We start from the raw sequence: 13,421 nt of genomic DNA, 5'->3' as shown, positions 1-13,421 counted from the left end.
TTTATTCTTACTTTTGCACTAATCTTAAAGAAAAACAAGATGATCAACTTCGACTTTTTAGAAAATAACCTGGACGATTTACGCATAAAATACCTCACTGCGCAACCGTTTCCACATTTGGTGATCGACAACTTTTGCGATGTCGAAAAACTCACGCGCGCTTACGAGAGCATCCCGGAACTCAACAACAAAAGCCGCGATTATGCGTTTGCCAACAACAAATTCGAAAAGTCGAACTACAAGGAAATCTGCCCGGAACTCAACGAGTTCTACAACGATTTGTCCTCGGAGCGTTTCAACAAAATCCTGAGTTTTATCACGGCCAAGAAAACCTTTGTCGACCCGAAAAATTTCGGCGGCGGATTGCACCAGGGCAAGAAGAACAGTTTCCTGGACATGCACCTGGATTTCAACTACCATCCGTTGCACAAGAACTGGTACCGCGAACTCAATCTGCTGTTGTACCTCAACAAGGATTGGAAACCGGAATACAAAGGCGGGCTCAAAATCAAGGATTTGCGCACCAATGAGGAAACCGAAATCGACGTGCCGTTCAACCGCATGATCGTCCAACAATGCGCGCCGTATTCGTTGCACGGCTACGACATGACCAATTTTCCCGAAGGCCGTTACCGTACTTCGATCGCGACCTATGCCTACCAAGTACACGAACGATTGATCGAAACCCCAAGGACGACCGACTGGTTCCCGAAGGAAGACGCGTCATTCCTCAAGAAACAATTGGCCAAAAACTACAATTTCCTGGTACAGACCAAGAACAAGTTTTTCGGAAGCGCGACGGCCAAAAACCAATAATTATTCGAATTTTTTAAGTTCCCGATTAAAGATGTCAGCGGCGATTCGCCAGTTGTACTTTTCGGCTACGGTGTTTTTGATGGTTTCGAGCTCAGCCTGATTGGGTTCGGATGTGGCAATTCGCAATAGTTTCTCACTGAATTCCTTCGGATCAAACGGATTGAATAGATTGTCTCCAAAGAATTGGAAATCGGACATCGCAGTCTGGTTAGAACACAGCACCGGTATTTTCACGGCAGCGGCTTCCAATGGTGGAATCCCAAAACCTTCGGCTATCGAAGGATAAATGAATGCTTGGGCGCCGCGAAGCAATTTGACGATTTCTGGAAACGCCACGTTGCTGATGAGCAGAATTTTCTTTTTAATATCGGCGTCTAGCGGATTGTAAATGGCATCGAACTTTTCATCCTCGAATGTCTTGTGTCCAACCAGCACCAATTGTTGGTTTTCATACAACTTAAGGTCGATGAAATACTGCAGCAGCAAATGCTGGTTTTTTCTGGGTTCGCGCCGGCTGATGTAAATCAGATAATTGTCCAGTCCATAGTCCTTTTTGACTGCTGCCTGAACAGATTCCTTGTCGTAATCTTCAAAGAAAAGCGAATCGACCCCATTGGGCATCACCACTGGGTTCGAAATGCGCATGTGCCGTTGTATCTGTCTTCTCGAATAATCGGAAACCGTAAACACGATTTCAGACATGTGTGCGCTGATCCAGTATGTAAGTGAACTTTCATAGCGTTCCCCTACCGGAAAAGTCTGCGGAAAATCTTCAAACAGCACATCATGTGTCGTAACGATGTATTTGCACAGTTTAAGGGGCGGCACACGGTATTGGAAATGCGCAAAATCAATGCGGTGCTTCCTGATCATTCGCGGCATTTCAATGAGCAATCTTTTGATGCTGCTGTACGATTTGAATTTCAAATAGGTCACATTGGGTCTGTCGCCGAATTCTTCCCTGAGGATTTCGGTATTGACTGAGGCGAAGAAAAAGTGACGGGTTTCATCGGCAATCAATTCATTATACAAACCTTTGATGTATGTTCGCGTGCCCTGAAAACCTTCGTCAAAAACATGACAATCTACAAAAATTCGGGTGGGGCCTTTAGGATTCTTCATTCTTGGGCAATAAGGATTGTTTGACGAGCAGTTCCTTGTAGCAAAGGATCAGCCCGATGATGAGTGATTTGTTGTCGATCTTGAGGTACAGTCCCAGCAACACCCAGTTGGCCAGGAAAAGGAAAATACCCGTCCCGGACAGGAACAAGTTGATGTTCTTGATCAGCGGCGTGTCGGTCTTGCGTTGGCGTTGGCGCGTGAGCAGGATCATGAACACCACGCTAAAGAAAATACCAACCACCCCCGATTTGAGGTAAACGGTCATGTAACCGTTGTGCAGCGTCGGGACGTAACGGATGAATTCGCCGTCGTTGGTCCACATTTCGCGGCCCACATCGATGGTCGCACCCATGCCCTTTCCAAACAAAATGGTGGTCCAGCCGCCCGAAGACACCTGCTTGAGCGTGATGATGGTTTCGTAGGACCGGTAGTTGTCGTTGAAATCTTCCCAATCGTCCTCATCTACCTTGCTTTTGAACGCCTCGATCGGTGCGTTCTTGACCTTGTACAGGAAGCCTTCCAAACCGCGTCCATTTCGCGTAAGGGTCATGTTGTAGATGATCGCATAACCGATCAATGTTCCCGCAATGACCAAACTCATGACAATCACCGCACGCGTGGTAATCTTGAAATAACCTTTCATCGCCAGGTACAAGATGATGAGCTGCAGGAAATTGGTCCGCGAAACGTAAAGCGCCGACGAGACAGCAATGATGAGGATGAACAGCCAACGTTTTTCGGCCGAAATCTTGATCTCGAGTTCCTTGCTGAAAATCAGCACGAGCAATGCATAAATTTCGAAATCGCTAAAGTAACCCGTAAAGTGGCGCAGCTCGTGGATGTTGACGATATGGTGCAGCAACGCATTGTAGAAAATCAGGATCATGTGGATCACCGCAATACCGAGTCCGGTGTAGGCGATGGTTTCAAACGGCTTGATGCGCAGGTTGCGGCACAATTGGTAACCGACGACCAATCCCAGAATCGGTTTGAGCAGATAGGAAATGTCGCGGAAAAAATTGTACAGTTTGTATTCGCGGAAAAAAGAAACCGTCAGCGCAATCCCAAATATCGCCACAAAACACAACAGGTAATGCACCAAAGTCAGCGAATATTTCCGGCGGAGCGAAATGAGCAACGAGAACGACCAGATGGCAAACGTCAGTTCGTAAATGTTCAAATACGTCACGCCGACGCAAATGGCAAAAAGGATTTGGTAAAATAAATTGTTATTAGCTGCTTTAGACTCCATTCAATTAATTTAATGCCTGCCTTAGGTTTTTCCCGAGGATAAAGACATACAAAACTATCACAATAAATTCAATAAAAATAATAGAGAAGAACGAACCTTCGAGTTGGTACCATTGCGTAAGGGCGAGGAGCAAAATGAGGTTGGCGATCGTAGCCACGATGGTGATCGTGATGTAGATCCTGTTCTTTTCAAAGGCAAACATGAGCTGGCGCAACGGCATCGAAACCGCAATGAGCATCGGGATCGCGAGCGCCATCCTGAAATAATACACCACCGATTCCATCTGCGTGGCATCGATCTTAAAATAGGTAAAAATGAGTTCGGCCTTCCAAAAAAACACGGCCACAATGCCCAAAAGCATCAGGAAATTGAGCCCGTTGTATTGTTTCCAGACCGCCATGCCGCGTTTGAGGTTCTTGTCGAGCTCGTAACAAATGTTCGCATAGACGAAATAGAAAAAGATGTTTTGGTACGACTTGAAAATCGACACGATCTGGTCGATCACGCGGAATTGTCCCGCCATGAAATCGCCCCCGATGTAACTCACGATCATGATCGGGAAAAACTGGTAAATCGACAGGAAAAACTGCGAAACGCTGAACGAAAACTCCTCGCGCAGGATTTGGTAGGCCGGTGCCAATGAAAATCCGCCGAGCGACACGCCATAGGTTTTAACAAGGTAGAAAAAACCGATGCTGTTGGCCAGGATCATCCCCAGGCCGAAAAACAAATTGGCCAAAACATAATCTTCCTTACGGTTGATCAGCACAAAAACGGCGCACACGTAAATGACTTTCGAAAAGGATGTTGATCAGCGAAATCCACTTGAAATTTTCGGTGCCCTGAAAGAACCAGGCCGGGTTGATGAACTGCCCGAGCACCATGAACAGGCTCAGGAAAAACAGTTCCTTGTCGCGCGCGAAAAACGGTACGATGAAGAAAACCAGTGTCATCACGCCCAACACCGCCAACAGCAGCAAAAATTTCGACAAATAGATTGCCTTGAACCGCCCGGCAAGGTATTCGTGGTTATCGCGGTTGATCGAGATGTCCTTGACGCCCTTGATGTAGGAACCGTAGTCGACAATGCCGTTGAGGATCAGCGCCATCGAAAAACCGACACCGATTTTCCCCAGCCCTTCCTCGCCGCAAATGTGGATCAGGTAAGGCATCACGATCAGCGGGCTCAACAAATTGATGGCCTGTCCGAAACCGTAAACCATAAGGTCCTTGATTTTTTTCTTGCCCAATATGCCGCCGCCCAATTTCATGCGTCAAGGGCTAAGCCTGCTGTTTTTTGAGGTAGAAGCTGTTCATGTCGTCGACCGATTTCGACTTCAGGAAAGGCGTGAAAAAGAAATAACCCAAATACAGCAAATGCTTGGCGTACTTGAATTGGAAGAATGCCGAGGCCAGAATGCCGAGTTTCTTTTTGGTCAGGATGTGCACATTCATCGCATTGTAGTAGTGCATGCCGTATTTCTGGGCCAGGAATTCGAATGATTTCTTGGAATGGAAAGCGATGTGCTGCCCGTGCTCTGGGGCGATGTACCACCAATCCTTGCGCATGGGCTTGTCGGGCGAAATATCGGTCGTCAGTACGATGGTATCGGTGAGTTTGAGGATTTTCTCGACCTCGTCTACCGGATACTCGAAATGCTCAAAGCTTTCGAAAAGTGGTCACCATTTCGTAACGCTCGTCGAGCTTGCCGTCGAAACCGCGGGCGATCACATTTTTGGTGTACGGATCATCCCAGTAAAAATCAAATCCGATGTCGCGCATCGTACGCGTGAACACCCCATATCCGCCGGCATAATCGAGAAATTTCCCCTTGGAGTTGAAGAACAGGCAAATCAGCGAGGTCGTGATCTTGGACATCCTTTCGCAACGCAGCATCACGCCCGTATCGGAAAGGTTCATCGAACTGACATAGGCTTCATCGAGCCAATAGGGTTTTTCGGTTTGTCCGAAATCACAGTTTGGGCATTGGTAATAATCTACCGCGTATTTGTACAATACCTGTGTATTGAAAATCTTTGTGGTTTCACTTCCGCAAATCTTACACTCCATGCGATTGTTTTGGTGGGGTTAATAACAACGTGCGCAAATATAACATTTAAACCCGTTTATTATTGTACGCGGCAGGAAAATAAGGGTTTCGAATGTGTTAATTTTCGGTGGCCGTGAGCTTCAAAATCTGTTCGTGCAGCGGTCCGTCGACGGCCTTGGGATAAAGCGAAGGCGATTGCTTGACCCCTTTTTTTACAATTCCGCGCACCATGCCCGTAGTGGCATTGATCTCGGTTTTGTTGAAATCGGGGCGGAAGTACGAAAAAATCAAGGTTCCCGGAAATTCGACTGCTTTCCCATGATAGGACATCCAAATTTTCTGGAGGTAGATTTCGCGTTGGTCGGGGTTTTGTCCCAGATCGATGCGAAGTTCGGTAGGAACCACTTTTTGAGGGAGTTTGAAAACCACTTTTTGCGGTTTCGGACTGCCCTTGATTTTGGCCCAAACGGGCTTGATGCTCGAAAAATCGATGCTGCCATCGGTGGTGTAATACAAGGCGAAAGTGTCGTCCTGCGCAGCCTGGACTTCTACTGTGACCTTAAAAACAGGCGATTGGTCGGCAATGGTATGCGATTGCACACCGGTCCTGTCGTTTCCGTCGCAAGCGGAAACCACAAAAACCAACCATAAAAACCAAAGCGCCTTTTTCATACAGATCCAAATGAAGTCCCTCAAAGATAAACGTTTTTTGACTGCTTCGCTACATTCCATAAAAAAAGCCACAGACCTAAAGGAATATGGCTTCGTATGGTTTTGAAAAAATTATCTCGTGATTTGTTCGATAGCCTTGATCGAGGCTTCCAACGGATACATCGACGGCCCAGAGAACGGATTGCCATTCGGGTCTTTGGCCTTGAGGGTTTGCGTTTGAGGGTCCACTTGGGTATTGGTCTCGTTCGGTCTGAAATAATTGAAGAAATCAGCTCCGGTTATCGTTACGTTTTTCCCGTAATAGCTCAATTCCAAACCATTGACTTTGATGTCGCCCTGGTCTTTGTTCAAACCAAAATCAATTCTGATTTGTGAGGGCAATTTGTCTTTCGGCACATCGAAATTGAGTTTTTGGCTGTTCTCGCTTCCTTTGAATTCTACCCAAATAGAATTTTCTTCGGTGAAATTTCCGTCTTCGCTGTAGAACAGGTGGAATGAATCATCTTTTTTGGCAACCACATCCAGGGTAGCTCTGAAAAATTCATTTCCAGCGGGCTGTTCTTGTTGGGGTTGTGCCTGTCCGTCTTCGCTTTTTTTGTCGTCCTTACAACCAACGAATGCTAAAACAGTTAAGATAATTAGGATTTTTTTCATGGTACTACACTTTAAATTTTTTGACAAAAATAATCTTTTTATAGAATTAACGGTATAAAACTTTTTTTCTTGGTTTTTTAAGTCTTGCGACGAAGTTGCCCTAGTAATTTTCCAATTATTGGCGTGTTTGAACAGTTTATTTTTTATTGAAATCCCCCCTTGAAAAATATTTCTCTACAAAGCAATAGACCAAAATAAAGAAATAACGGCTTCCCATTTCCTTGATCTTGAGCTTGGAAACACCATACTTTCGGTTGGTCCACGAATTGGGCACCACCGTATAGCTGTATCCGCGGATGATGGCCTTGAGCGGCAACTCGATCGTCAGGTTAAAATGGGGCGACAAAATAGGCTTTACCCCGTCGATGACCTCGCGCTTGTACAATTTGAATGCGTTGGTCGTATCGTTGTACTTGATGCGCATCGTCTGCTTGATGATGAAATTGGCGATGCGGTTGATGATTTTCTTGACAAACGGATAATCGATTACCTTACCGCCTTTGATAAAGCGGCTTCCGAAAACGCAATCGTAATTCCCTTCCACCATTGTCGTGTAATAGCGGATCAAGTCATAGGGCGAATCCGATAAATCGGCCATCATGACCGCCACGCAATCGCCCGAGAAACGTTCGAGTCCGTAGCGTACGGCGTAGCCAAAACCGTTCGGGCCGAGGTTGGTTTCGTATTTGACCGCCGGGTACTTGGCCGCGAGTTGCTCCAAAACCTGCAGGGTGCCGTCCTTTGAATTGTCGTTGACGATAAAAATCTCATGGTCGATGCTGACCTTGGAAAACGCTTCCTCGATCTGGTCGATGGTCTCCACAATCGATTCTTCCTCGTTATAGGCCGGGATTACAATGCTGAGTTTCATTAGTGCTTGTTAATGGTCGCCGAATATATTTGGCTCAAAATATCGTTGATGTTGTATTTCCAGGTCCAATCCGGATAGTGCGACTGGAATTTCGACACGTCACTGATCCACCAGATGTGATCGCCGATGCGGTTGGCTTCGGTGTATTCGTAATTCATCGGTTTGCCTGTGATCTGCTGGCACATTTCGATCGCCTCGGCCATCGAGCAGTTCGAGAAACGGCCGCCGCCTGCATTGTAGACTTCACCCTGACGCGGATTCTGGTAAAAATGCCAGAACATGTTGACCAAATCCCAACTGTGGATGTTGTCGCGCACCTGTTTGCCGTGGTAACCAAAAACAGTGTACTTGTCGCCCGTGATCGCGCATTTCATCAAATAAGACAGGAAGCCGTGCAGCTTGGTCCCCGAATGGTTCGGGCCGGTCAGGCAACCCCCGCGGAAAATCCCAGTGTTCATGCCGAAATATTTGCCGTACTCCTGTACCAGGACATCGGCCGCCACCTTAGAAGCGCCAAAGAGCGAGTGCTTGGTCTGGTCGATGCTCATGAGTTCGTCGATGCCGTTCTTGTAGTACGGATGCGATTCGTCGATTTCCCAACGTTTGTCGAGTTCGATCAGCGGCAAATAATTGGGCGTATCGCCGTATACCTTATTGGTCGAGGTGAAAATGAAAACCGCCTGCGGACAGTGCTTGCGCGTGGCTTCCAGCATGTTGAGCGTCCCGTTGGCGTTGACCGTAAAATCGGTAAACGGTGCCGAAGCCGCCCAGTCGTGGCTCGGTTGCGCCGCCGTGTGGACGATGAGTTTGATGTCGTTTCCGTACATCGCAAAGATGCTGTCGATTTCCTGTTCGTTGCGGATATCGGCATGGTGGTGTTCGAAGTTCGGGATGGTTTCGACCAATTTCTTGGTGTTCCATTCGGTCGAGGCATCGGCCCCAAAAAAAGCCTGGCGCATGTTGTTGTCGATCCCGACAACCTTGTCGAATTTATCTGCAAAAAATGTTACTGATTCACTGCCAATCAATCCTGAGGATCCTGTGATGATACAAATTTTCATTAATATGTTTTTTTAATCTTCTTGTCCGTAATTTCTTTTTTAAATAGCTTGTCGTTAACAATCGACAGTTTAATCGTATATTCCTGTCCGTCGAGCAACGACTTCGGAATCCTGCAACTGAACCCGCCATAATCGAGGTTGTTTTTCTTGAAGTACGGATTCATGTCGTATCGTTTGACGGGAATGGTTTCAAAAGTCATGGTGTTCTTGGTCGCGCCGTTTTCGAGTTCGAGGTAAATCTTTTGGCCAGCAGTCGGTTCGCCGTCCAAAAAGCCTTTCCCTGTAATGATAAAGCTGTCCTTGAGTTCGTAGATTTGCTCGACCCCTTGGGTAAACCACTTGTCGGTGTTGTTGGCTTGGTTGAGCGCGGCTGCCTGTTTCGACACGGGGAAATAGTGATCGATTTCTTCTTTGGGAAGTTCGTAGGTCTGGTAATTCTTCGATTCTTCCAATATGACCTTGTAGGCGTCCTGTTCAAAGCCGTTGAGCAATTTGTGGTTGCCCGACTGGTAATTGATGGCGCCGATGTAATTCAAACTTTGTCTGTAATCGAGGTATTCCAATTGTGCGTAGCTCACGTTGACAAAATAAAACAGCGAAATTACACCAATCAGGCCATACTGCAAACTGTTTTTGATGCGGGCGTGTTCTACCGCATAACAATAGCAGCAGATGATGATGATGGCGCTGTACAAACGGTAGCGCGAAGCAATCGCCGTTTCGATCCCGAACGGTGTACGCGTGATGCTGGTCAAACCGGCGGCAATCAGCATAAACGTCAAGGTCGCAAAAACAAACAAGTTCTGTTTGTAGTATTGTTTCCAGACCAGATAGCCGTAAAACACGAGCACAAGCACACCCAACATGGCCGAAAGCACCACCGAATCGTTGATGTCGTTGGTGAAAATGAGGTAGAAACTCGAAATATTTCCCACAAAACAAAAGAAAAACAAAACGGCCTTGACTTTAAATGCCACGAGCGTCTCAAAAATATCGGGCGTTTGCGGCGGTTTCTGGTAACCCATGAAATAAAGCGCCAAGGTCACCACAGCCAGGGCCACAAAAACCAGGGCCATTTTTTTCTGCTTCTTGTACAGGAAAACAAGCGGCAGCAAAACGGTCAGGAACATCCCCGATCCTACGGTAAGCACCGACAATACATAAAACAGCAGGCTCCAATATTGCGATTTGCCTTCCTTGGTGGCAAAATAAATGCTCGCGACGATGAACAGCAGTCCGGTGTTGTTGGAAAGCGTCGCCATCGGGAAAGTAATGTTTTCGTGGAACGAAAAGTTGAAAATCAGTACGGCAATCGGAATCAGGTAAACGAATCCTTTGCGCCAAACGGGCAGCGACAACAATACAAAAAATACCAGGTAGCTCAAATTCCCGATCAACGCCAGGAAATTGAAATTGACCGTTCCGTAAATCTTGTAGCTGACCAAGGTCCAGAGGCGGTCATAAAAAATGCGGTGCTCGTTGTGCTGGGCCAGCATGAGCTTGATCTTTTCCGCAAATGATTCGGCGCCCTTGAACTTGTTGATGAATTCCAATATCGCCTTGTAGTCGTCGTTGACCGGGATATTGGCCGTGTAAGTAAAGAATTGGAAATAAAAATACGAAATCAGGGCAAGTATGACCGCAATTGAAACACAGTCAAGAAGCGAAACCTTCGAAATATTTACTTTCATAGTGTTGGTTTGGGTATTCATCTCCCGATTTTTTGTTCACCACCGGGCCTTTTTTGAATCGCGTGTAAAGCTATTGCATTTTTATGACTTTTTCGATTTTTGTTTACCGTGTCTTTTATTTTAACATTTTGCCGCAACTACTGCCGGATCCGGTAAACTTTCACCTTGATTTTATCGCAGAACCTATTGGCCTGCACGGGCTTAAAGGCATAATAATCCACTTTCCTGTTGCCTTCGGACTGGCCCAAAAATAAAGCCGCTTCGGTTGTGTCGTTGACAAACGAATCCGAAAAAACCCCAGCCTGCAGCAAAGGCAAGGACGTGCGGTACCCTCTTGCCGGTTCGTCCCGGACTTTTATTTCGAGTTGCAGTTCGGGCGCGTGGTCGGCCGCCGAAACCAATAGTCCCGCCAGCGAATGCGACAGCCCGATTTCGTAGTATCGGTCTTTCTCCGGCACGAGCCGCCCAGAAAGATTCATTTCATAAACCCCCGATGGTTCGAGATACAACGGCTTGAAATCCTTTTTCTTGTGCAGCAGTAAAAATTTCCGCCCGTCGAATTCGAAAGCGGTTTCCAGCAGATAATTCCTGGAAAGTGCCAGGTTGACCTTGGCCTCATCGAACAGCGCATAGCGGTTGTCGGTCGAGAGGTATTCGTAGAGCACATATTCTGGCGCCTTGGGGCCGTTGTAATGGTCAAAATTGCGTTGCTCGAGGTAAGGCGTGTAGGCCGTATAGGATTGGCAGATGGGCCTTGGCAGATAGTGAAGCCCGTTGTCGAACAGCAGCCGGATGTCCCACGGATAAACGTCGATGGTTTTGGTGCCGATGGTTTGGATGATGTGTGGCGGCAATTTCAAGTTTGCCTCATTGGTCCGAAAGCCCGAATCCGGTTGATGGGCCACGAGTTGGCTCCAATACTGGCTTTTGTCCAACTTCTGGGCAAAACCCAGCGGATATTTCATTTCAAAAAGGATGACCTGGAACGGAATCCACAAGGCGGCGGCCAACAACGGCAACGTCCAGTAGCTTTTCCCGGAATGCAAATCGGCAAAACACAAAACCAGCAGCGGCGTGAAGTAAAAAAAATCGACCAGGTGTCCCGCATCGGCCCTGACGAAAGCCTGTTTGTACAATACAAACAACGGAATCAAAAACAGCAATGCCAGCACGGGAATTTTGGCCAAGGGTTGCCTTTTCGTCCCCAAACAAAATCCGAGGACGGCAACAAGCAGCAGCGCCATCGCTCCGGCATAATACGATAAACGCGGCAAAATAGTATCAAAGTACATGATGGCATTGTAGCCCGATACGAGTTCGATCCCGCTTGTGATGTAAGGAACCAGCGCCACGTTCAGGAGTCGGGCGCCAACGGCAATCAACACCAACGGCAAAGCCGCATAGGCCAAGGCCAACCGCCCATTTATTTGACGCGAGACCACATTGTAAAGCAAACCCATAAAATACAGTACGAACACCAAAAGTCCCGTATTGAACTTGATGAAAAAAACCAGGCTGATCAGCCCGATCTGGAACCAATAATACTGTGGCAACGGACGGTCAAGACTCCTGCAGATCCAAAACACCAGAAAAAACAAATACACCATCGATTGCGGGGCGCCCACCCAAAAAGGAATGATGATCGCCGTTGTCCCAATAACCAATGCCGTCTGGAGCTTATTTTGGCTGTCCCGAAAAGAACCGTATACCAACCAAAAATAATTGAGCGCCGTAAACAGGTCGAGCGCCACGAACCAAAACCTTCCCTGCCCCCAGCCAATGCGGGTGCAATAATTCCCGAGCGGTCCGTAAGTAAAGATGAAATCCCGCCCCCATTCGAGTCCTTGAAGGTCGGCATAATTGAGCGCCAGCGACCAAGACAGGTCTAGGGTTTGCCAGGGATTTTTCTGGTAAACGACCGGGTCGATGACGAGTTCGAAATAGTTTGGAAAAAGCAGGTACGCCACCAAAACCGACAGGATTGTCCCCATAACGGAAGCCTTCCGGAGGTTCATTTGGCACAGTGCTGCCCACATGCTATTTGAGGATTTTTTCCAATTGGGTTTCGTTGGCCTTGATCCAATGGTAGATGTCGGTGAAAACGGTTTCCACCGAACGCTTCGGTTTCCAGCCCGTGGCGGCTTCTATGGCCGAATTGTCGGTGACGAACAGCCGAAGGTCGGCCGGCCGTGTTTCGGTTTCCGATCCGATTGAAATCTTGTGGCCCGATATTTTTTCACAAATTGCCGTCATTTCCTGCAACGATGCGCTGTTTGCGAGTCCGCCGCCGGCATTGAATATCTTTCCGGTGAATTTTTCGATCTGGTGGATCTGCAGGTCGATCAATTCGACCAGGTCGTCCACATGCAAAATGTCGCGCACCTGTTTGCCCGTCCCGCCATAACCGATGTACTTGAGCGATTGGTTCCAATAGTGTTTGGCCATCCACAAGGTCACGACGCCCTGATCGGTTTTGCCCATCTGTCTTGGACCTGCAATCACGCCAAAACGGGTGACGGCCGCCTGCAAACCATAAAATTCGGCATATTCCTGGATGAACAATTCCGACGACAATTTGGTCGTACCGTAAAACGAACGCGCGCCATCCAGACGCAAATCTTCGGAAATCCCTTTTTTGGAAATCCCCGCCACCGATTGGTTGTCGGTGAAATTAAAACGCGTGGCTTCCTCGGTAAATGCCGCCTTTTCGATGGTTTCGATCGGGTAGACACGGCTCGTGGAAAGGAAAATCAATTTGGCCTTGTGCTTGAGACAGGCGTTGAAGCAATTGATCGACCCGTAGAGGTTGTTGTTGATCACATAAGTCGGGTCCGAATCGAGTCCGGCCATCACCGACGGTTCAGCCGACGCCTCGACGAGTACATCGAATTCGCCAATGCTCGCCATGTCCTCCTGGTTTCGGATGTCGCCGTGGATGAACGGAATTCCTTTTTGCTGGAAATCGGCGAGGTTGAGTTCCGATCCGCGTCTTTTCAAGTTATCGAAAGCCGTGATCGTATAGTGCGGATATTTTTCCTTGAGTTGCAGACAAAGCGATGAGCCAACAAAACCGGCCCCTCCGGTAATAACAATTTTCAAAATAATATTTTTAAATGACGTAATGTATCGAATCGCGTGTAAAGCTATCGCATTTTTGCGGCATTACAAAAAAGAGCCCGAATCTTTCGAGCAGTTTTTGTACCCGGTGTTGCATTTAGCAGCGGTAGAGCA

At 47.5% G+C, this 13,421-nt stretch carries 14 protein-coding genes; 1 reads left to right on the top strand and 13 read right to left on the bottom strand.

Annotated features, from left to right (window positions below; genetic code table 11):
* The first annotated feature begins 39 nt into the window (after positions 1 to 39).
* Positions 40 to 816 (top strand): 2OG-Fe(II) oxygenase, encoded by a 777-nt coding sequence (locus QM717_RS07555; protein WP_415036450.1) that lies wholly within the window; start codon positions 40 to 42, stop codon positions 814 to 816.
* Here the strand turns inward: QM717_RS07555 and QM717_RS07550 are convergent, their stop codons facing one another.
* The 13 genes from QM717_RS07550 to QM717_RS07490 all read right to left on the bottom strand — a co-directional run bounded on the left by QM717_RS07550 (position 817) and on the right by QM717_RS07490 (position 13,289).
* Positions 817 to 1,938 (bottom strand): glycosyltransferase family 4 protein, encoded by a 1,122-nt coding sequence (locus QM717_RS07550; RefSeq protein WP_415036448.1) that lies wholly within the window; start codon positions 1,936 to 1,938, stop codon positions 817 to 819.
* Positions 1,925 to 3,190, bottom strand: coding sequence for a hypothetical protein (locus QM717_RS07545; RefSeq protein ID WP_415036446.1), 1,266 nt, complete (start codon positions 3,188 to 3,190; stop codon positions 1,925 to 1,927). Before QM717_RS07545 ends, QM717_RS07550 begins: the two co-directional genes overlap by 14 nt.
* A gap of 4 nt (positions 3,191 to 3,194) precedes the next feature.
* The gene (locus tag QM717_RS07540; RefSeq protein ID WP_415036444.1) at positions 3,195 to 3,974 is read right to left on the bottom strand and encodes a hypothetical protein; all 780 of its coding nucleotides are present in this window, start codon (positions 3,972 to 3,974) and stop codon (positions 3,195 to 3,197) included.
* Positions 3,943 to 4,461 (bottom strand): lipopolysaccharide biosynthesis protein, encoded by a 519-nt coding sequence (locus QM717_RS07535; RefSeq protein ID WP_415036442.1) that lies wholly within the window; start codon positions 4,459 to 4,461, stop codon positions 3,943 to 3,945. The genes QM717_RS07540 and QM717_RS07535 overlap by 32 nt, the downstream gene beginning before the upstream one ends.
* Before the next feature lie 10 nt (positions 4,462 to 4,471).
* Complete coding sequence (locus QM717_RS07530) at positions 4,472 to 4,759, bottom strand: hypothetical protein (RefSeq protein WP_415036440.1); 288 nt, start codon at positions 4,757 to 4,759, stop codon at positions 4,472 to 4,474.
* Positions 4,760 to 4,850: 91 nt separating this feature from the next.
* Positions 4,851 to 5,261 carry a hypothetical protein gene (locus tag QM717_RS07525; protein ID WP_415036438.1) on the bottom strand — a complete coding sequence of 137 codons (411 nt, stop codon included), beginning with the start codon at positions 5,259 to 5,261 and terminating at the stop codon, positions 4,851 to 4,853.
* A 97-nt stretch (positions 5,262 to 5,358) separates the two neighbouring features.
* Entirely contained in the window at positions 5,359 to 5,937 is a 579-nt protein-coding gene (locus tag QM717_RS07520; RefSeq protein WP_415036436.1) for a hypothetical protein, read from the bottom strand.
* 87 nt (positions 5,938 to 6,024) lie between these two features.
* Positions 6,025 to 6,567, bottom strand: coding sequence for a hypothetical protein (locus tag QM717_RS07515; RefSeq protein WP_415036434.1), 543 nt, complete (start codon positions 6,565 to 6,567; stop codon positions 6,025 to 6,027).
* 136 nt (positions 6,568 to 6,703) lie between these two features.
* Positions 6,704 to 7,438, bottom strand: coding sequence for a glycosyltransferase family 2 protein (locus QM717_RS07510; protein ID WP_415036432.1), 735 nt, complete (start codon positions 7,436 to 7,438; stop codon positions 6,704 to 6,706).
* Positions 7,438 to 8,499 (bottom strand): NAD-dependent epimerase/dehydratase family protein, encoded by a 1,062-nt coding sequence (locus QM717_RS07505; protein ID WP_415036430.1) that lies wholly within the window; start codon positions 8,497 to 8,499, stop codon positions 7,438 to 7,440. Before QM717_RS07505 ends, QM717_RS07510 begins: the two co-directional genes overlap by 1 nt.
* Positions 8,499 to 10,190 carry a hypothetical protein gene (locus QM717_RS07500; protein WP_415036428.1) on the bottom strand — a complete coding sequence of 564 codons (1,692 nt, stop codon included), beginning with the start codon at positions 10,188 to 10,190 and terminating at the stop codon, positions 8,499 to 8,501. Before QM717_RS07500 ends, QM717_RS07505 begins: the two co-directional genes overlap by 1 nt.
* A 137-nt stretch (positions 10,191 to 10,327) precedes the next feature.
* On the bottom strand, positions 10,328 to 12,226 hold the full coding sequence (locus tag QM717_RS07495) for a hypothetical protein (protein ID WP_415036426.1): 1,899 nt from the start codon (positions 12,224 to 12,226) through the stop codon (positions 10,328 to 10,330).
* Position 12,227: 1 nt separating this feature from the next.
* Positions 12,228 to 13,289 carry an NAD-dependent epimerase/dehydratase family protein gene (locus tag QM717_RS07490; RefSeq protein ID WP_415036424.1) on the bottom strand — a complete coding sequence of 354 codons (1,062 nt, stop codon included), beginning with the start codon at positions 13,287 to 13,289 and terminating at the stop codon, positions 12,228 to 12,230.
* Positions 13,290 to 13,421: the final 132 nt, after the last annotated feature.

Source organism: Flavobacterium sp. (assembly GCF_047602195.1).
In the GTDB taxonomy this organism is placed as follows: Bacteria; Bacteroidota; Bacteroidia; order Flavobacteriales; family Flavobacteriaceae; genus Flavobacterium.
This window is presented reverse-complemented; position numbering and strand designations above follow the sequence as displayed.

Excerpts from the sequence above, each read along its gene's own strand:
- QM717_RS07510 (WP_415036432.1), bottom strand. The coding sequence starts at position 7,438 with ATGAAACTCAGCATTGTAATCCCGGCCTATAACGAGGAAGAATCGATT.
- QM717_RS07555 (WP_415036450.1), top strand. The coding sequence starts at position 40 with ATGATCAACTTCGACTTTTTAGAAAATAACCTGGACGATTTACGCATA.
- QM717_RS07530 (WP_415036440.1), bottom strand. The coding sequence starts at position 4,759 with ATGCGCAAGGATTGGTGGTACATCGCCCCAGAGCACGGGCAGCACATC.
- QM717_RS07545 (WP_415036446.1), bottom strand. The coding sequence starts at position 3,190 with ATGGAGTCTAAAGCAGCTAATAACAATTTATTTTACCAAATCCTTTTT.
- QM717_RS07515 (WP_415036434.1), bottom strand. The coding sequence starts at position 6,567 with ATGAAAAAAATCCTAATTATCTTAACTGTTTTAGCATTCGTTGGTTGT.
- QM717_RS07535 (WP_415036442.1), bottom strand. The coding sequence starts at position 4,461 with ATGAAATTGGGCGGCGGCATATTGGGCAAGAAAAAAATCAAGGACCTT.
- QM717_RS07495 (WP_415036426.1), bottom strand. The coding sequence starts at position 12,226 with ATGTGGGCAGCACTGTGCCAAATGAACCTCCGGAAGGCTTCCGTTATG.
- QM717_RS07525 (WP_415036438.1), bottom strand. The coding sequence starts at position 5,261 with ATGGAGTGTAAGATTTGCGGAAGTGAAACCACAAAGATTTTCAATACA.
- QM717_RS07500 (WP_415036428.1), bottom strand. The coding sequence starts at position 10,190 with ATGAAAGTAAATATTTCGAAGGTTTCGCTTCTTGACTGTGTTTCAATT.
- QM717_RS07505 (WP_415036430.1), bottom strand. The coding sequence starts at position 8,499 with ATGAAAATTTGTATCATCACAGGATCCTCAGGATTGATTGGCAGTGAA.
- QM717_RS07550 (WP_415036448.1), bottom strand. The coding sequence starts at position 1,938 with ATGAAGAATCCTAAAGGCCCCACCCGAATTTTTGTAGATTGTCATGTT.